An 18,524-nucleotide genomic window follows, 5' to 3' on the forward strand; every position below is an offset into this window, starting at 1 on the left:
AGTTATAAATTGAACTCAACAGGGGTTGAATTCATTTTGTTTGTATTTATAATTTTCCCTTTGTTACCAGAATAGCTTTTTTTAAGTTGCAGATGCCCTATACCTTGAAAACTATCATTGACAGGAATTGAATTTGAATAATTATTAAAAAGAATAGGATACTTTAGTTTTTGCGGTTGCTTAACTACATATTTATTTTTTCTAATAATCAGATTATCAGCTTTTATATTAACGATACTGTTTGAAAAGTAGTCAAAATCGCCAGAGACAGTAAAGGTATTACCTTCTATTAGACTACCAGCCCGTGAATTATCACCCGCAACAAAATTCATTAAGGATCTGTCACTTATCGCATTAATATCACGTGTTCTTTTTAAAGTTGTTGATTTGGGCAAACCATTGTTAGAAACAATATTATCGATAATTTTCACAGGATAATTGCGGATTTCGTTATTGTTAAATAAAACAATTCCCATATCCGTTCCCCAGATCGTATTCTGACTAATTAAGTGACCGCCATAATCAGCTTCAAGGTGTATTCCCCTGTCATAGCCGAAAATATTATTATTTGATATTGTACACTTTTCAGCCATAAATTCGAGAACGATTCCGCAACGTCCTAACTGTTTGGTGATACTAAAATCATTTTTTACCAGGTTGTTTTTGATCACAGCTGAGGAGACATCTGCGATATAGATACCGTCTCCATAATCATCAGCCTTAGGATTATAGCCCCAGCAATTGATTACTTTACAATTCAGAATGCTAACATCATTGAATCTTGAGGTTAGAGGAATTCCAACTTGTTTAGTTGCACTGATGTATATTCCCTGTCCATAAATATCAGAGACTTTAACATTTTTAATTTTAGCACTTTTCTTGTCCGTTACCGATAAACCGCAGAACCAATTATTAGTATTAATAAATTGGTTGGATGCACTATAATGATAAGCTCCAAAACCACCTTGCAAATTCAAATTACTGATAGATACAGTACCAGTTGCCTGGGTTTCCAAATATCCTCTGATACTTAACACAGACATCAGTGCTGTACATGATATGACAGGATATTCGTTGTTCTTAATTTCCCCTGTCATTTCAAAATTATTGTTCAGATAATGTGCAATAAGACCTTTAGAAATTTTATATTTTCCTGCCGGAAATACTACCCTGGAGTTTTGGTCCTTTAATGCTTCATTAATACATTTTTGTATTGCTGAATAATCATCAGCAATGCCATTTCCTTTCGCTCCAAAATCTTTAACATTGTAGATTTTAACAGGTGGCTGTTGAGAAAATGAACAGCTTACGTTTATTAAAACAAACGCAACAATCAACTTTAGTTTTGAATAAGACATTTTTTATAAATATTAATAATATGTTCAACCATATTTTTCACATCAAACTTTTGTGACCTTTTTAAACAACGGCCTGCAATCTGCTCATAAAACAAATTATTATCCAAAAGGCTATTGATCTGCGTCGCAAGATCTTTTTCGTTTGCACTTAGAAAAAGTAGTCCGGCACCATCTACGACTTCTTTTAAACCGGGAACATCAGATGCAATGACGGGTTTGCCAGCTGCCATACCTTCTACCGCAGCTAATCCAAAACCTTCCCATACCGAAGACTGTATAACAATATCACTTGTCTTCAGCAATTCAGGAATATCCATTCTGACCCCTAAAAATCTAACTCTGTCCATTAAATTTAATTCAGAAACTAAATGCACACACTCACTTTTCAACTCTCCGTCACCTACCAGTAAAAGCTTTACAGACAAAGGTAACAGTGATAATGCCTTAATTAATGTTTTCTGATCTTTTTGCACACTAAACCTTGAAACCTGGATTAAAATCCGGGCATCTTCCTGTTCAAAAAAATCAGTTCTCAGAAGCGGCCCCGCATTCATTAGTCTTTTAGCATCAATACCATTATATACCACAACTACGTCATTTCGAAGTCCAAGCTTATGTATCAGCATAGCTTTAACTTCTGGTGTAATAGCTGTAATTACAGCATAGTTTTTATATATTATCCTGTCGATCATTCTAAAAAAAGAAGATTCTGCTCGTTTATTGTTTGTACTATGTTCAGTAAATACCAATTTGACCTTACTTCGTGTAATAAATTTAGCAATACTCACAAAATAAAGTGCGGGGAATAAGTGTACATGAATAATGTCATATTCATTCATATATTTCAATAGCCTGAAAATATGTAATGGATTATATACCGATCCATTGCCGAATGAAATTACCCTGCCGGAGAAAATTTCATTTAATCTTCGTCTAAAAGGAGTTTGTTCTCCATTCAACAATAATAAATCAGTAACAAGTTCTTTTTCAAGGGTCGAATATAAAGGAAGTGTTTCTACCAGCAACTTCTCAGCTCCGCCAGTCCCAAGGTTATTTATTATATGAAGGATTTTTATGCTCATTTTTATTTTATTAGCAGACAATTAGTCCTGCATATAGCAAATTTGACTTGCAATCTTATTTTCGCTGCGATGAAATAAACTATTGTTGTTTCTTATCCAATATTAAATAAATAAGATCAGACAAAAGCTTCGCAGTTATATTAATTAGCGGGGATTCAGACGGGGATTCTAACTTGGAATCAGTATATCTTTTAAACCTGTAAAAATTTATAGCAGCTCTTATTTTATCTTTAAATGGGATATTACTTCTGCAAAGTTCACGATAACACATACAAGTATTAACAGGACTGTCTTTACGAAGCTTAACTATTCTGTCCGTCAACCCTCCTGGCAAATATTCGCAAAAGTACACATCCAGATTAAAGTACCTGAGTTTATATGCACTCAGTCTATTAAAAAACAAAGCTTCCGGACAAAATAATTCCCCAGGAGTTTCAGGAAAAGGATATTTTTTAAAAATTGATGTACGAATTACCTCCGCCTTATCCCCTTTTTCATGAAATCTATATCTAAAATCTATAGGGCTGCAATCAATTTTATCATATTTTGGATTTCCTATAGAATTTCCGCCTATAAAACATTTATTGGGTGCGACCCCTGCATATTTCTCATTATCTCTAATATGATGCCATTCCCGATTTATTTCAGCTAAAGCATGATCCGAAAGGTAATCATCACTATCAACAATAAAAAAGAGCTCTCCTTTCGCTTCTTTAGCACCAGTATTAATTGCGATGTGTTTACCTTTGTTGTTTTGTTTGATATACTTTATTTTAAATTTTCGTTCCGTATTAAGAAAACGTCCGATCATCTCTTCTGTACTATCAGTGCTACCATCATCAACAATAATCCACTCAAAATCATTGAATTTTTGTTTTTGCAAACTGGTGAATAAGCGGCCTAAAAGGTCAGCTCTATTATAAGTTGGGGTAAATACAGTAATTTGCATGTTTTAATTGATAGGTTTTCGGGTGATTGTTTTTAATAACAATGCCAGCGTACTATTATATATCTTGAATCTATTCTTTATTACAACAGATATCCTTTTCCACAATGTACTTTCAGGATATAACAAATATGCTTCAAACAACTGGATCTGACCTGGAGTTAGTTGACTTTTATAAGTTTGATAGAAGCTTTCTGTTGCTTTATAATGTGTACGATCAATAACCGGAATTTCAGATTTGAATCTTTTTATAAGGCTGAATTCTATATTTGCTGTTACTTTATTAGCATGGAACTGACGGTATAACATTAAAGATTTATCAATATATTTAAGTTGTCCAAAGCATATTGCACCTAAAGTGATGAAGTGATCATGCATAGCTATAAATTGAGGTACAACATTCAGTTTTTGTTTTAAAGCCAAATTAAACATCAATGAACAACCCTGAATCCCACCATTTAAAAACAATTGTTCTTTAAGCTCTTTAGGAAAAACATTGGTGATTTTATCATTTATAATTCCTTCATCCCCCCTGTAAGCAAAACCATTACAAAAAACTGCCATTGGTTCTTCAAATTTGTTATCAAAACCATTAACCAATAATATAAGTTTATTCTCAAACCATATATCATCCTGATCACAGAAAATAATCAGTTCTGAAGTGGATAATTTCAAAAGATGCATAAAATTAGCAGCAGCGTCGTTAAATACGAGGTCATCTTTTACAAGAAAAATCCTATTATCGATGTCTTGATATTTTTTGATTACTTCCAGTGTACTGTCTTTTGATCCGTCATCATGAATAATAAGTTTCCAGTTCTTATATGTTTGGCCAATTACTGACAATATCTGATTCTCTAAATAGTCAGAGCCATTATACGTTGCAAGTAATATATCTATTGATTTCATATTTAAGGTTATTAGAAGTATGGTCTAATTAATGTTGGGGCAATTAATTTTACTCCATAGTACAGAAAGAAACAGTTAAACAAGAAATGCAGCAGAACAAAATAGTATCTGTCTTTTAACCTTTGCAATCCGCTGAGCATGTTCGGAAGCAGAAGAACGCAGAATTGAAAAAACAAGTATGAAAATCTTTGCAGAATAGACGCTTGTATAAATAATAAACTAAGCGAAACTCCTACTGCTAATAATCTGTAGTAAATGGCAAGACCGGAATCCTTTTTTTCAAATTTATTATAATAGATGAAGTAAATAAGCATGATAGATAATCCTATAGCAGAGACAGCTAATCCACCTGCACCGTCTTCATCTAAATACATCTGCATATGCTCAGGTACTCCACCTAATGAAAGTAATATTGGAAATGGATTAACAAATATTCCTATCAGACAGAAAAAAGGAATAATCATATAGATATACCTATTCTTGAAAAAGTAGCATAGCGGTAATATTACGATCAAGGCAAACGCAGTATTATGAAAAAGCATTGCAACCATAAAACTAAAGAAAAAAGAGAAGTATCTGCCCCTTATAAAGAAGAATACAGTCCAATAGGCGAATGCACAACTTAGTGCATATCTGATTTGTGTAAAGTCTCTATATAAATAAAAAAAACTCAGGTAAATTAATAATGCGGTAAATGGAAATTTACTCACTTTATATATCAAAGTATAATTAAGCACCCCAGTAAGCACAGCAACAACAAAAAGCAAGGTATTGATGTCTCCACCCATCATTAAAATGACCTTGTTTAAAAGCATATATCCTCTTTCAGTATTTCCCTCGTACTTCCCTTCTAAAACTTCTGCCAAGCTATATTTATTCCCCGAAAGGAAAATTTCTTCATAACTACCACTATCATTATCAGTCCCTATAGTCCTGAAGGCTGGCAAGGCTATCAAAAAAGCACTAAAAGCAACATAAACGATCAGTTTAACGCTTTGATCTTTAAGATAGTCAAAACCGCAAAGTAAGAAGGAAAAAAGAAATACAAGATAATAAATGAGCATTGGCTATATAATTAACAATTATCAAGTAAACGAGCTCTTATTGCTATGTTTTTAGATTTATTCTTCAAATCTGCAATAATCAGATTATTCTTTTTGCTTTTCTGAACTTTAATAGCGGATAATTTAAAGTCATTCATAGCTATATGCTCATAGCCAAGATTATAGAAATCACCTATATTTTCACTCTTTACAATAGGGATCATGCCATAATGCATATACTCAATTACTTTTGTAGGGCAAGCTACCCTATTTACAATAATATCATCTCTAAGGATAAATCCATAATGTGCCTTAGCATAATATTCGGCCAGAGCCTCAGGCGTTACAGAATTAACACTTAGATTTTCATTGATTACTAAACCTTTATCAGTAAGTACCTGAATCATTCTCTCTGGATCACCTGTCAATATATCATATTTCACGAAAGGTGATAAATTACTTGAGATCATATCAACCATCAAATCTATATTTTGCCAGGCCTGCAAGTTACCACTATATATTACATTGATAACCTCTTCTGAAACTATATCCTGAACAGCATATTTATCATTAATAACATTTGAGGGTAAGATAGGATATGTTATCTGATCCATTTTACAGGCTGGGTACTTTTCTTTATAAAAAGCCGACATCACATCCGTTACTGATATAGCCAGATATAATCTTCCAAAAAGATATTTTTCGACGAATCCAAAAAGCATCGCCCTAAAATTCCGGCCGATGAACTTATTCTCCTCAGGAACTACACCATGTACATCAAGAATTAATCTTTTGTCGGACTTTATAAAAAGCAGACAGGGAAAAACTGGAAATACATTGTACATAGAGTGAAAATAAACAAACTTACTCTTTGCCAATAACCTGACTATAAAGAAAAAATGCAGGAATAAATTACATCTATATTGAACAGCATTTTCGGAAATGATATGTATTTCTTTTTTTTTATAAAACCGATGAGAAACGGATAAATAAGTTCTTCTGTCTGCCGAAAAATGTTTATCAATAGCCATTACCCGCTGAGACATCCCCTCTTTTATTGTATTCTCATCAGGATAATTTGCTACAAAAACTATATTGCTATCCTCTTTTGCCATCTTTTAATGCATTTATAATTTTCTGTGCAGCAGTTCCGTCTCCATAAGGGTTATGTGCTTTGCTCATTTCATTGTAAGTATCTTCTTCTCTAAGTAACTTATTTGCCTCTTCTACGATAACGTCGAAGTTCGTACCTACCAGCTTTACAGTTCCTGCCTCAACTGCTTCAGGTCTTTCCGTATTATTTCTCATGACCAGAACTGGCTTACCCAAGCTAGGTGCTTCTTCCTGTACCCCTCCACTATCTGTAATAATAAAATAAGATTTAGCCATTAACCATGAGAAAGCAGGATAACCAAGCGGATCAATTAGATGAACATTTGTTATTCCACCCAGAATTTCATTTACTGGTTTCTGAACATTAGGATTAAGGTGCACCGGATAGATTACTTCTACGTTTTTATCCTCAGCGATCAATTTCAGTGCATTACAAATATTAATAAAACCGTCACCAAAATTCTCTCTTCTGTGACCAGTAACCAGAATTACTCTCTTACCTGGAGTCAATATTGATTTTAAATGAATAATCTCTTGATCATCATATCCTTTTAACTTCTCCTGAGCAATGAATAATGCATCTATAACTGTATTACCAGTAACATAAATATTTTGAACATCAATATTTTCACGTACCAGATTCTGTCTTGAAGTTTCTGTCGGTGCAAAATGAAGATCAGCTATACGCCCTGTTAACTGCCGATTCATTTCTTCAGGAAACGGCGATTGCTTATTAAAAGTTCTTAAACCAGCTTCAATATGGCAAACTTTCGCTTGACTATAAAATGCAGCCATAGCTGCGGCCATAGACGTTGTTGTATCTCCGTGTACCAATACATAATCAGGAACAAAATTTTCTAAGATAGGTTTCATGCCCATGATAATATCTCCAGTCAGCTGAAATAAATTCTGCCCGGGCTTCATTAGATTCAAATCGTAATCAGGTTGGATTTCAAAGAATGTTAGTACCTGATCCAGCATTTCACGATGCTGCGCAGTTACACAGATCTTCAAATTAAATAAATCTGGAAACTTCTGAAACTCTTTAACGATAGGAGCCATTTTTATGGCTTCCGGCCTGGTTCCAAAAACAATTAGTACCTTAATCATGTAATTTTTATTTATATTTTCGTAACGTACTTATTAATAATTTATCCCATTCAGGATATATAGCATCAATATCATATTGATATGACTTTTGCTGGGCTTCAGCAGCTATACTGCTGCGGAGTTGCTGATCATCCATCAGCAAAGATAGTTTTCTTATGTAATCAGTCTGATCAAAAGCAGCAATGACAAAGCCATTGACCTTGTCATCAATAATATCATTTAACGATTTATAGCTGTTATAAGCAAAAGGAACACACCCCCATTGCATCCCTTCTATAAGAACCATACCAAATCCTTCAAAATCCGAGGTTAAGCAAACAATATCCGAACTTTCGTAGAAGCTACCCACTTGACTATGATAACCCTCAAATTTGACATTTCTAAGCCCTAATGCCTCACACTGTGCCTGTAACGTCCCTTTATCTTCACCATCTCCAACAAGAACCAGGTTCCAGTCAGGATATTTTGATTCAAGACCAGCCCAAATATCAATTAACCGATCCACTCTTTTTTGTGAATTCAATAAGCGACCAACATAAAGGATCTGTTTTTTCTTATGATTAAGTACAGTATTTAAGTCAATATCAGTTCTTTCAAAGCAATTTGGAATGGTAACTAATTTTTCACCATCAATACCAGCGAGTGTTCTGAAATCCTCCTTAAAAGAGTCAGATAATAAAACAAATGAGCTACTTAACTGATAAAGATCAAATGCCTTCTTTTTTATTTTATACTGTTGATATCTGGAAAAAACAGGCCATATAACCCATTTAATTAATCTTTTATAGAATGTCCCATGATTTAATGAAGATTTTAAACTTCTGTCGAAACAGTCAGGAGCATTATGGAACACAGTAATCACAGGAATAAGCAACCTGTGCTTTGCTTTCATTAATAGTTCAAAAACATCCCAATAAATCCCTTGATTAATTATGATATCAATTTTTTCCTTTTGAATAACTTGAAGTAGAAAATCAACATTATCAGCAGAATCAATATCACCGTTTGGAAAAACATGACATTTTAGATGGTTAGTTTTTACGTTAGCTACCACTTGCTGGTTGTCAGAAGCAGAAAGTGTATGTACACCATGCCCCCTACCAATAAAATACTCTGCCAGTATCGTTGTAATTTTTTCAACCCCTCCAAAAGCGGGATAAGTCTTCAAAAGAAAAATTATGTTCATGTTTTAAAGAGTCTTTTGATATTTCTTTTTATTGAAATCGGTACTAAAACTTTTATTCCCCTATAAGGACTCTGATGGGGTAAATGTGAAACTTTAAAGCGTGATCTGATAAATTTAAAATAATTAGAAATCGAAGGATTTAAAAAATAACCCTGATATTTAATAAGCATTCTGATATAGTTTATATCTTCATTATCAAAAAAAGAACCATAATCCTCCAAGACAATCTCAAGTATCTTTTTATAAGAGGTTACCTGCTTAGCCATGTCACTTTTTACAGTTACGCCAGCATTTTCCCGATAGATATATCCCGGCTCATTTATGAAAAATACCTGATCACATAAACTATTTCGGCCAACATGTTGTAAGGTGTCAGCATGATTACCCAGATCAGATCTGAATTCTGGCATGGCATTGAGTAAGCCCTTAGAATACCCGTTATCCCAAAAATGTATCTGTGTTCTTATATCAGATTTAATAAATTTCTGATCTCTGTACCTATAATTGTCATGCTCAGTAAGTATACTCCCTTTTAATTTCAAAGAGTTTGTAATGATCATAAATCTATCTTCACAATTAAGACCATTTGCCAGGATAAATTCTGTTTGCTTTGCAAGCATATCGACATGAATCATATCATCGCCTGCAACAAGATGTATCATATCCCCAGATGGCTTCTTATAAAGAGCATTTATATTTCCAAATATACCCAGATTGATTTCGTTTTGATAAGGCTTAACCAAGTCCGGATACATAGCAGCATATTCTAATAAAATCTCAAATGTATTGTCCTTAGAACAATCATCTGCAATTATAATTTCATAAGGAGCAGATGACTGTCCGATAATTGAGTCAAGACACTCTCTGATAAGCTCTTCCTGGTTATAGGAAATTACGAGAACTGAATGTTTAATCTTCATCTTTTGTCTTGCTAAATTTACTCTTTATAAGCTCCTGGATCCCCATTCTCTTATCTAATTCCTTGTATGAATACCCTATACTTAAAAGTATCAAAATAACATTAAACAGGTAGCTCCAAAAATTATAGCCAACAAAAGTTACTATAGCAAAAGCAATTAAACACATACTTTCCTGAACTAAGAAATTTCGGAGAAAGTTAGCGGAAAATCGGAAATTATACTTTTTATAAACTATAGTATATATTAAAAGCGTATAAAAGATATATACAAATATAAATGCAATCCCAATCCCCTTTAATCCCAGATAATGATAGCCTATAATATTAAATACCAATAACATTACATTTGCAGTGAGTTCTGTATAAAAGAACATTTTTGTATCTCCTTTGGCCAGAATAATAAATGCCAGTGACCAGGATGTTGCCTTGAGCAGCATTCCTAATACAACATACTGTATAAGCCCCATTACAGGAACAAATTTGGAAGAAAGTAAAATATGTATTACCAGTGGGGTTGATGTAATCAGGACAAGTAAAATTGGGGTCATGATTAACAGTGCAATTTCAGCCTGTTGATTCACAATCTCTTTAACTTTGAAATTATCCTTATTTACCGCTGATAATCTTGGAAAATAATCAGTTCCCATAGCAGCAAATATTAACCCGACATACTGTGTAGTTAATCCCCATCCCGCCTGATAAAGCCCAACCATTTCTGTCCCTCCATTTCTGGAGATATATAAGTTCATGACATAAGCAACAAGACTGGTAATTAATCCTGTAAAAACAAGTGCAACACCAATTTTTATCATAGATTTAATCTCACTCACAGTTTGCTTAATACTTACCGTTACAGGAACTACATCGACCTTCTTAATAAAATAATAAGAAAAGAGGAAAGTTGTGACTGCCGTAATGATAATCGAAGGAACAATTCCTCTGGTTCCCCAAAAATAAAACAACGGAATTGCCGATATTAAACCTGCTGTAGAACCTATTACTGAAGATTTTGCAAGATCCTGTAGTCTTCTCGCTCCTTGAAGAATAGCATTTAATCCACTACTCACCGTATTGAGAAATAAAGTAACCGACAACCAAATAAAAGACCACGTATATTCACTGTTTCCAAACGTCCATTTACTAAGTAAGGGCGCGAATAATAATGTAAATACAGCACCAATCAAACCTGTAACCAGCAAACAGCGTTTGACTATGATTATAGTCCGGCTGATTTTTTCTATCTCTCCATCATTGTACGCCTGAGAAACATCTCTTACACTACTATAATTTATTCCAAGTCCTGTTATCTGATTAATTAGCGTGGTAGTAGATTGGAACAATGTAGAAAGACCAACACCTGCTGGCCCTAATAAGACGGCTATAAATTTTACTCTTACTATGCTTATAAGCGTTTGAAATACTTGTACACTTCCAAATATTGCAGTGCTTTTAATAATACTTCTGTACGATTTCTTATCTTCTTGTTCATCCACCTTCAAAATTCTAATATTTATTAATCACAGTAATGATTGTATCCACTTCTTCACTGCTCATAACAGAGCTGATTGGCAATGATAAAACTTCATCATGTATTTTTTCAGAAATTGGAAAAGATAAGTGATTTAATTCTTTGTAAGCCGCCTGCTTATGTGGAGGAGTAGGATAATGAATAAGAGTTTGAATTCCGTTCTCAGAAAGATAATTTTGAAGTTCTTCTCTGTTATGAGTTCTTATTACGAATAAATGCCAGACATGTGCAGAATCTGAGGTTAATAAAGGCAAGGTAATCTTAGCATTATTAATTTCATTAAGATAGCGCGAAGCAACTTGTCGCTTTACTGCTGTTTCTTCATCCAGCTTTTGTAATTTAACCCCAAGCAAAGCCGCCTGCAATTCATCAAGACGACTATTCACACCTTTAAATTTATTTTCATATTTGACATGAGAACCGTAGTTCGACAACGCTCTGAGCGTATCATCCAGTAATTCATCATTCGTTGTAATTGCACCACCATCGCCCAAAGCACCTAAATTCTTACCTGGATAAAAGCTAAATCCAGAAGCATCTCCAAAACTTCCTGCGCGTTTTCCGTTTATAGTTGCGCCATGAGCCTGAGCACAATCCTCAATAACTTTTAGCTTATGCTTTTTAGCGATTTCCATAATACGCTCCATATCACATAACTGGCCATATAAATGCACAGGTAAAATTGCAACTGTTCTTGGAGTAATGTATTTTTCGATTAAATCCGGATTCAGGTTATAAGTCTCCAAATCAGGCTCAACTAATACAGGTACCAAATTATTAGCAGATATAGCCAGTACACTCGCGATATAAGTATTTGCAGGAACGATGATCTCATCGCCATCTTTAAAATAGCCCAATTCTTTATATGCTCTTATGATTAAGATCAGTGCATCCAGCCCATTAGCTACCCCAATTGCATATTTAGTCCCACAGTAAGCAGCAAACTCAGTTTCAAATTTTTTCAATTCAGATCCCAGAATGTACCAACCCGAATCTAAAACTCTTTCGAAAGCTTGTTTTAAATCTTCTTTATGTTGCTTGTTGATTTTTTGTAAGTCTAAAAACTTTATCATTTTTTAGTTAATTTAAATTTTTCCAATTTGTATTGTGCACCGCTTTTTTTATCAACCAGATCAAGACCAAGTATTACACCTTTATCAGTGATATAACCTTTATGCACCGCTGGGTTTCCGTACCATATTGTAAAAGAAGGTATACTTTTTGACACTAGGCTTCCAGCTCCGATAAATGAATACTCGCCAATCTCTATACCTGCAATCACAGTCGCATTGGCACCTATCGTAGCCCCTTTTTTCACTATAGTTCTAGTGAGTTTCCAATCTTCGGATTTTGATCTTGGTACAAGATCATTTGTAAAAGTGACATTAGGTCCAATAAAGACATTATCTTCAATAGTAACGCCATCCCAGAGCTGAACGCCCGATTTCACAGTTACATTATTTCCAACTATCACATCATTTTCAATCAGACAATGTGAACATATATTACAGTTTTCTCCAATTCTCGCTCCTTTAAGAACAACACAGAATTGCCATACGTTCGTATTTGCACCAATATCTTCTGTCTGGACATCTGTAGTAGGATGAATTCTATTCTTCATCAATAAATTCTTTAAAACTATCAAAACTTCTTATATAATCATTTTCATCATACGGAAGTGATGCGAGTACCAATAAAACAGCTCCGGATGAAAAATTCTCCAACTCTCTCCAGATTCCAGGAGTTACATATAACCCGTAATTTGGTCTGTTAAGTGTAATAGTCTTCTTATTTTTTCCATCATTGATAACAATATCAAAACTACCACTGGCAGCGACAATCAACTGGTATAAATTCCGGTGTGCATGCCCTCCTCTTGTTTCTCCTCCAGGAACATCATACAGATAATAAACTCTTTTAATACTAAATGGTATTTCGTCAGTATTATTGATGGCAGTTATATTACCTGATCTATTTAAAATCTTGGGTAATTCCAATACATTACAATTAAATACAGATGCTTTCATTATTTATCAGCTATAAATTGTTCGTAATTTCTCTCGTAATCATCCTCATTATAAACTGTTGAGGCAACTACAAAAGCCAAAGAATTAGTAGAAAAATTCTCCATTTGCCGCCAAATATTCTTTGGTACATATAGCCCATAATAAGAGCGATTTAGAGAAAATGTCTTTTTATCTATACCATCATCAAGTATAACGTCGAAACTTCCGCTTAGCGCAATAATGACCTCTTCATTGGTATAGTAACTATGGCCACCTCTCACTTCTCCTCCCGGAACATCATATATCCAATAGCTTCTATTTATTTTAAAAGGGATATGTGTCTCCTCTTCTAAAAAAGAAAGATTTCCTCTTGCATCCAAAAGCTTAGGAAATTCAATTATTCTAACTTGTTCTATTCCCATTTAATTAAGCTAAAATATTTGCTATCAATTTTTTCAATATAAAAAAGCAAACAGACAGAAATCCAAAAAGCATACCACCAAGTACAATGCCTTTCAATTTTCCAAATTTCTTTTTTTCCAAAGGTAAAACCGGGCCATCAATTACTTGTATCAGCGGAGTTTCTTTAAGCAAACCCATTTTAGAAATTTCTAGATTTTTCATCAGCTCACTCAGTACAATCTTATTCATTTCAGCATTAAACTGGGAACGTTGTACAGGAGCTGTCCTTTGAACCTGGCGCGTTACATTTAAGTTTGGAGTAGCATCTGTAACAACGGCAGCAGCATAAATAGCCCCATTCATTACTGACCTTACAGAATCCGTTTTATGTTGTAGGATGGCAATACTGGAAACCGTTTTCCTAGTCTTTGTCTGTATGTAAAAATCATTTACATTTTTCACAATCTGCTCATCAAATGATTTTGCAAAAAATTCATCACCAGCAATCACATCAGCTTTAATAATACTTAGCTTTTTATCAGGTTTAGTAACGAATAAATAGTTCTTACCGATATCCGCCACAATAGTTCCTAAAATACTATCTTGTAAACGTCTGGAATCAGAAGTCCCATGTACTTCAATGCTATCATTCTTCTTAAAAGAGATGGCTTTTAACTCAGGTCTTTCGGCCCATTGCAATCTAAGTTTATTAAAATCAATGTACCTGTTAATCAATAATTGTTTCTTATTATCGATTTCAACTTCTGTTAACAATGTTTTTTCAATCATCGCCCGGGATTTATAGAGCTCCATAATATTGTCACCCTGAAAAATACCACCTCCAGAACCACCCACATCAACTCCTACCATAGAGGCTAAGCCAGAATATTGACCTAACCCACCACCCTTTTCAGAATCTTCCAAAACAAAGGTCGTGGTAGCTGTATAAATCATTTTTTTGTTATAAGCATAAAAATAGCCTAGTCCACTTCCAATAACAATAAAAACCAGAATAATTATAGCCTTTGATAATAAATAGCGATATAATTCAACAATCTTTAAAAAGATTCCCTTTAATGAAACCTCCTCTGATTCTAAATTCTTTTCAACTGTCTTTTCTTCCATATCTCGCTTTTTCAAGCATATTTTCACTTCAATTCATAAATCCTTAGCTAAGCTTGAGGATAAACTATTATTCTATCTTAATATCAGTACCAATGCGGTAATCAGAGTAGATAAAGCCGCCGAAATAGCAGCAACTCCTGCCACGCCAAATTTCTCTCTTGGTGCACGCTTAGGTACAAAAATCTCAGCTCCTGGCTTTACTACAGGGTAATTATTAAAAAATAAGAATTTACTGCCAGCATCCACAGAACCATTCGCATATTGAATATAAGCACTTTTCTTATTGGCATTATAAGTAAACCCTCCAGCACCGTTAATATATTGCTTCATGCTTTTATTAGGACTATAAACAATATTTGTTGGTCTAAGCACTTCACCAGTAACTTTAACTGTCTGCAATTGCTTAGGTACACGAATCACATCCCCATCCTCCATCAGCAGATCATATTTTGAACCTGGTGATTTCATTATTTTTATCAGATCAATCCCAACTAAATCACTTCCTAAAATCTTAACCTCTCTAATCAGTTGAGCAGTATCACTAACCCCAGTTCCCTGCAACCTTTTCAGATTAGCCATTTTTTGCATTTCTTCATCTTCTTTATCGATTGCATTTTTATTAGAAGTACCAGAAGTCTTTCCTTCCACAAGCTTCCCGTTCCCATCTCTCAAGCCTTCCTTAATTTCTTTTTTTTCTGCACCAGGCCTTTTTAAAGAAGCACCTTCAGCAAAAGAAAGTACTGTTAAACCACCAGCCCTTTTGATCAGGTCAGAAATACGCTCATCTTTTCTGGTGATTGTATATATACCAGGATAAAGTACTTCACCTTCAACCCTCACCTGCTGTTGAACTTGATAACCTTCAGAACTTCTTATAGACACAATATCAAATGGCTGTAATACAAAAGTTGAGTCCTGCAATTTCAAATCCGGAGAAATGCTTACATTTAATATTTCAGCCGTTTTTGCTGAAATCGAACGTGCATCACTATTTTTCACCCTTCTTGCAATCTCAATACGACTTGGAGTTGCTCCTTCCTTAAAACCACCGGCCATTTGTATTAAAGCCTCCAGCGTCATTCCATCAGCATAGTCAAAAACGCCTGGCGTTCTTACTTCTCCCTTGATATCGACTTTGTATTCTTCACGCAACTCAAAAATAGAAGAGATCTTTACCCTATCTTCTCTTCTCAAGAAGATATCAGGCTCAGTTCCGTCAATAATTTTACTCACATCAAATGATAAAAGTGCAAGACTATTGTCCGAATTTAATCTTGAAATGTACCCTCTGTTAAGAAAAGCATCTTCTTTTAGTCCATCAGCCTTTTGAATTAATTGTTTTAATGTTAATCCTTTTTCAAGTTCATATTGTCCCGGACGAAATACAGCACCATCAATTTCTACTCTATTCGCAAACCGATCTAAAATAGGCTCTACCACATATTTATCACCATTTAATGGATTATATTTAGTGTAATCGTCCGCACTTACATCAATAATTCTTCTTTCCTTATTCGTATTCTGCAGAACTTTAATTTTTGCTGTATAAGCCATATTTGAGAAACCACCAGCAAAATTGATTACATCTTCCAGCGATTCTGGTGTTAAGATCTCATATAAGGCAGGTCTTTTTACCTCACCAGCAATTTCTATACGCGTTTGATAGACAGGAATATTAATTACATCCTGATCTTGCAAACGAACGTTTCCTACTTGTAATCCTTTCAACAGAAAATCATATACATCGATAGTTGAAATAATTTTATTATTACGTATAACCTGTATTTTTCTGAAAGAACCATTTTTGTTAGGTCCACCAGAAGCACTCAATGCGTTAAATACAGTTGATAAAGAAGACAAGGTATAAGAACCTGGTTTAGTTACCTCTCCAAGAATAGTGACCTTAATACTTCGTATATTACCAAGATTGACTGCCAGATTCGTCCTGCCGTTTCTTAAACTTGGATAAGTACCTGACATTGCAGAACGGATTTTAGCTATTGCTTGCTCTACCGATAAACCTCCAACAGAAATCAAACCCACGTATTGCAATCTGATTGTTCCTTCCGGACTCACCAAGAGCTTATAATTAGCTTCATTATCTCCGGTCAGATCGATCAATAGCTGATCATCCGGACCTATAATATAGCTTTTGGGAGTTGCCATTCTTAAATTAGGCTCAAATGTAATGTTGCTGTTTTTAAACAGCTCTGCACCAAAGATCCTGGGAATCAAGTCCTCAAGAGCATCTTTCAATTCAGCTTTTGACTTTTCTGCAAAATCGGATCTTCCGTTCCTGGTGGAATCTGCACCATCATAACTTCTGCCAGCATCATCACCACTTACAGCCTTAGCATCTGGTGAACCTTTTTCTTTTCTGATTTTCTCAATACGAATCTTGAGCTTAGCTACTTCTTCAGGCCTCATGCCCTGTGAAGCTGCTGTTTGTTCCAATTGCTGATCACTATTACCAGCAGCTTCTGAACGTTGCATTAATTGACGAACCTGGATGTCAGTTAATTCATCCACTTTTATATTAGAATAACTTGTTTGTGCATAGCTATATTGACAAACTATTATACAAGAGAAAAAAAGTAGTGCAGTTAATATTTTTTTAACGTTCATAAAGGTTAACCTGTGTAGTATTATTTTAATAACTATTCGAAATGATTCAGTGTCTTAAAACCACCTTGTTTCAAATACTCGTCTTTTTTCATTAAATGTAAATCAGCATGTACCATCTCTTTAACTAACATCGACAGATTATACTTTGGTTGCCATCCTAACTGAGTTTTAGACTTTGTAGGATCTCCCAATAACAAATCTACTTCAGTCGGTCTGAAATATTTTGGGTCTACACTTACAACAGTAGTCCCTGGTTTTAAGTAAACATCATTTAAACCTAAAGATAAAACAAGGTCCTGATCGATATCTATAATGACACCTTTTTCATTTTCATCTTTCCCACTAAATTCTATTTCAATTCCCAATTCCGCAAAACTCATTTTCACAAAATCGCGAACTGTTGTCGTTATCCCCGTTGCAATAACAAAATCTTCCGCTTTTTCTTGCTGAAGAATTAACCACATGGCTTCTACATAGTCTTTCGCATGCCCCCAATCTCTTTGTGCAGAAAGGTTACCCAGATATAAACATTTTTGCAATCCTAAAGCGATTTTGCTTGCTGCTCTGGTAATTTTACGTGTAACAAATGTCTCTCCTCTTAACGGGCTTTCATGATTAAATAAAATGCCATTACAAGCAAACATTCCATAAGCTTCTCTATAATTTACAGTTATCCAATAACCATATATTTTAGCAACCGCATAAGGAGACCTTGGATAGAAAGGGGTGTTTTCACTTTGAGGAACAGCCTGTACTAATCCATATAGTTCAGAAGTAGAAGCCTGATAAACTCTGGTCTTTTTCTCCAGACCTAAAATACGTATAGCTTCCAATAATCTTAAAGTTCCTATACCATCAGCATTTGCAGTATATTCAGGCATTTCAAAACTCACCTGAACGTGACTCATTGCAGCAAGATTGTATATTTCGTCTGGTTGTATTTCCTGAATGATACGGATTAAATTTGTAGAATCAGTCAGATCACCAAAATGCAATTTAAAGTTAACCCCATGTTCGTGCTGGTCTTTATACAAGTGGTCTATCCGTTCAGTATTGAACAAAGATGACCGCCTTTTTAAACCATGAACAAAATAGCCCTTATTCAAGAGAAATTCTGCAAGATAGGCTCCATCCTGGCCTGTAACACCTGTTATTAGCGCAACTTTCATTTG

Annotated in this window: 17 protein-coding genes; all 17 read right to left on the reverse strand. The window is 34.5% G+C overall.

Annotated features, from left to right (window positions below; all coding sequences use genetic code 11):
• Positions 1-2 precede the first annotated feature (2 nt).
• A complete protein-coding gene (locus tag HDE70_RS18525; RefSeq protein ID WP_183891501.1) occupies positions 3-1,358 on the reverse strand; it encodes a right-handed parallel beta-helix repeat-containing protein in 1,356 nt (451 codons plus the stop codon).
• A complete protein-coding gene (locus HDE70_RS18530; RefSeq protein ID WP_183891502.1) occupies positions 1,340-2,440 on the reverse strand; it encodes a glycosyltransferase in 1,101 nt (366 codons plus the stop codon). Before HDE70_RS18530 ends, HDE70_RS18525 begins: the two co-directional genes overlap by 19 nt.
• Positions 2,441-2,519: 79 nt before the next feature.
• On the reverse strand, positions 2,520-3,389 hold the full coding sequence (locus HDE70_RS18535) for a glycosyltransferase family 2 protein (RefSeq protein WP_183891503.1): 870 nt from the start codon (positions 3,387-3,389) through the stop codon (positions 2,520-2,522).
• A 3-nt stretch (positions 3,390-3,392) separates the two neighbouring features.
• A complete protein-coding gene (locus HDE70_RS18540; RefSeq protein WP_183891504.1) occupies positions 3,393-4,295 on the reverse strand; it encodes a glycosyltransferase in 903 nt (300 codons plus the stop codon).
• An 11-nt stretch (positions 4,296-4,306) separates the two neighbouring features.
• On the reverse strand, positions 4,307-5,359 hold the full coding sequence (locus HDE70_RS18545) for an EpsG family protein (protein ID WP_183891505.1): 1,053 nt from the start codon (positions 5,357-5,359) through the stop codon (positions 4,307-4,309).
• Between the two features lie 11 nt (positions 5,360-5,370).
• A complete protein-coding gene (locus HDE70_RS18550; RefSeq protein WP_183891506.1) occupies positions 5,371-6,453 on the reverse strand; it encodes a glycosyl transferase family 1 in 1,083 nt (360 codons plus the stop codon).
• Positions 6,437-7,561, reverse strand: a complete 1,125-nt coding sequence (wecB, locus tag HDE70_RS18555) for a non-hydrolyzing UDP-N-acetylglucosamine 2-epimerase (protein WP_183891507.1) — start codon at positions 7,559-7,561, stop codon at positions 6,437-6,439. The genes HDE70_RS18550 and wecB overlap by 17 nt, the downstream gene beginning before the upstream one ends.
• A 7-nt stretch (positions 7,562-7,568) precedes the next feature.
• Positions 7,569-8,747, reverse strand: a complete 1,179-nt coding sequence (locus HDE70_RS18560; protein WP_183891508.1) for a glycosyltransferase — start codon at positions 8,745-8,747, stop codon at positions 7,569-7,571.
• Positions 8,744-9,667 (reverse strand): glycosyltransferase family 2 protein, encoded by a 924-nt coding sequence (locus HDE70_RS18565; protein ID WP_183891509.1) that lies wholly within the window; start codon positions 9,665-9,667, stop codon positions 8,744-8,746. Before HDE70_RS18565 ends, HDE70_RS18560 begins: the two co-directional genes overlap by 4 nt.
• Complete coding sequence (locus HDE70_RS18570; protein WP_183891510.1) at positions 9,657-11,159, reverse strand: O-antigen translocase; 1,503 nt, start codon at positions 11,157-11,159, stop codon at positions 9,657-9,659. Before HDE70_RS18570 ends, HDE70_RS18565 begins: the two co-directional genes overlap by 11 nt.
• 10 nt (positions 11,160-11,169) lie before the next feature.
• Positions 11,170-12,267 (reverse strand): DegT/DnrJ/EryC1/StrS family aminotransferase, encoded by a 1,098-nt coding sequence (locus HDE70_RS18575; RefSeq protein ID WP_183891511.1) that lies wholly within the window; start codon positions 12,265-12,267, stop codon positions 11,170-11,172.
• Positions 12,264-12,815 (reverse strand): acyltransferase, encoded by a 552-nt coding sequence (locus HDE70_RS18580; RefSeq protein ID WP_183891512.1) that lies wholly within the window; start codon positions 12,813-12,815, stop codon positions 12,264-12,266. The genes HDE70_RS18575 and HDE70_RS18580 overlap by 4 nt, the downstream gene beginning before the upstream one ends.
• Positions 12,805-13,221 carry a sugar 3,4-ketoisomerase gene (locus HDE70_RS18585; protein WP_183891513.1) on the reverse strand — a complete coding sequence of 139 codons (417 nt, stop codon included), beginning with the start codon at positions 13,219-13,221 and terminating at the stop codon, positions 12,805-12,807. Before HDE70_RS18585 ends, HDE70_RS18580 begins: the two co-directional genes overlap by 11 nt.
• On the reverse strand, positions 13,221-13,622 hold the full coding sequence (locus HDE70_RS18590; RefSeq protein ID WP_183891514.1) for a sugar 3,4-ketoisomerase: 402 nt from the start codon (positions 13,620-13,622) through the stop codon (positions 13,221-13,223). The genes HDE70_RS18585 and HDE70_RS18590 overlap by 1 nt, the downstream gene beginning before the upstream one ends.
• A 4-nt stretch (positions 13,623-13,626) precedes the next feature.
• Positions 13,627-14,727, reverse strand: coding sequence for a lipopolysaccharide biosynthesis protein (locus HDE70_RS18595; protein WP_183891515.1), 1,101 nt, complete (start codon positions 14,725-14,727; stop codon positions 13,627-13,629).
• 72 nt (positions 14,728-14,799) lie between these two features.
• Positions 14,800-17,352 carry an SLBB domain-containing protein gene (locus tag HDE70_RS18600; protein WP_183891516.1) on the reverse strand — a complete coding sequence of 851 codons (2,553 nt, stop codon included), beginning with the start codon at positions 17,350-17,352 and terminating at the stop codon, positions 14,800-14,802.
• A 32-nt stretch (positions 17,353-17,384) separates the two neighbouring features.
• The gene (gene gmd, locus HDE70_RS18605) at positions 17,385-18,521 is read right to left on the reverse strand and encodes a GDP-mannose 4,6-dehydratase (protein ID WP_183891517.1); all 1,137 of its coding nucleotides are present in this window, start codon (positions 18,519-18,521) and stop codon (positions 17,385-17,387) included.
• Between the last annotated feature and the right edge of the window lie 3 nt (positions 18,522-18,524).

It is taken from the genome of Pedobacter cryoconitis, from assembly GCF_014200595.1.
GTDB lineage: Bacteria > Bacteroidota > Bacteroidia > Sphingobacteriales > Sphingobacteriaceae > Pedobacter > Pedobacter cryoconitis_C.

What these genes read in the sequence shown, in the direction of transcription:
- HDE70_RS18575 (WP_183891511.1), bottom strand. Translation starts at nt 12,267, where the DNA reads ATGATAAAGTTTTTAGACTTACAAAAAATCAACAAGCAACATAAAGAA.
- gmd (WP_183891517.1), bottom strand. Translation starts at nt 18,521, where the DNA reads ATGAAAGTTGCGCTAATAACAGGTGTTACAGGCCAGGATGGAGCCTAT.
- HDE70_RS18585 (WP_183891513.1), bottom strand. Translation starts at nt 13,221, where the DNA reads ATGAAAGCATCTGTATTTAATTGTAATGTATTGGAATTACCCAAGATT.
- HDE70_RS18600 (WP_183891516.1), bottom strand. Translation starts at nt 17,352, where the DNA reads ATGAACGTTAAAAAAATATTAACTGCACTACTTTTTTTCTCTTGTATA.
- HDE70_RS18540 (WP_183891504.1), bottom strand. Translation starts at nt 4,295, where the DNA reads ATGAAATCAATAGATATATTACTTGCAACGTATAATGGCTCTGACTAT.
- HDE70_RS18550 (WP_183891506.1), bottom strand. Translation starts at nt 6,453, where the DNA reads ATGGCAAAAGAGGATAGCAATATAGTTTTTGTAGCAAATTATCCTGAT.
- HDE70_RS18535 (WP_183891503.1), bottom strand. Translation starts at nt 3,389, where the DNA reads ATGCAAATTACTGTATTTACCCCAACTTATAATAGAGCTGACCTTTTA.
- HDE70_RS18525 (WP_183891501.1), bottom strand. Translation starts at nt 1,358, where the DNA reads ATGTCTTATTCAAAACTAAAGTTGATTGTTGCGTTTGTTTTAATAAAC.
- HDE70_RS18545 (WP_183891505.1), bottom strand. Translation starts at nt 5,359, where the DNA reads ATGCTCATTTATTATCTTGTATTTCTTTTTTCCTTCTTACTTTGCGGT.
- HDE70_RS18590 (WP_183891514.1), bottom strand. Translation starts at nt 13,622, where the DNA reads ATGGGAATAGAACAAGTTAGAATAATTGAATTTCCTAAGCTTTTGGAT.
- HDE70_RS18595 (WP_183891515.1), bottom strand. Translation starts at nt 14,727, where the DNA reads ATGGAAGAAAAGACAGTTGAAAAGAATTTAGAATCAGAGGAGGTTTCA.
- HDE70_RS18580 (WP_183891512.1), bottom strand. Translation starts at nt 12,815, where the DNA reads ATGAAGAATAGAATTCATCCTACTACAGATGTCCAGACAGAAGATATT.
- wecB (WP_183891507.1), bottom strand. Translation starts at nt 7,561, where the DNA reads ATGATTAAGGTACTAATTGTTTTTGGAACCAGGCCGGAAGCCATAAAA.
- HDE70_RS18530 (WP_183891502.1), bottom strand. Translation starts at nt 2,440, where the DNA reads ATGAGCATAAAAATCCTTCATATAATAAATAACCTTGGGACTGGCGGA.
- HDE70_RS18560 (WP_183891508.1), bottom strand. Translation starts at nt 8,747, where the DNA reads ATGAACATAATTTTTCTTTTGAAGACTTATCCCGCTTTTGGAGGGGTT.
- HDE70_RS18565 (WP_183891509.1), bottom strand. Translation starts at nt 9,667, where the DNA reads ATGAAGATTAAACATTCAGTTCTCGTAATTTCCTATAACCAGGAAGAG.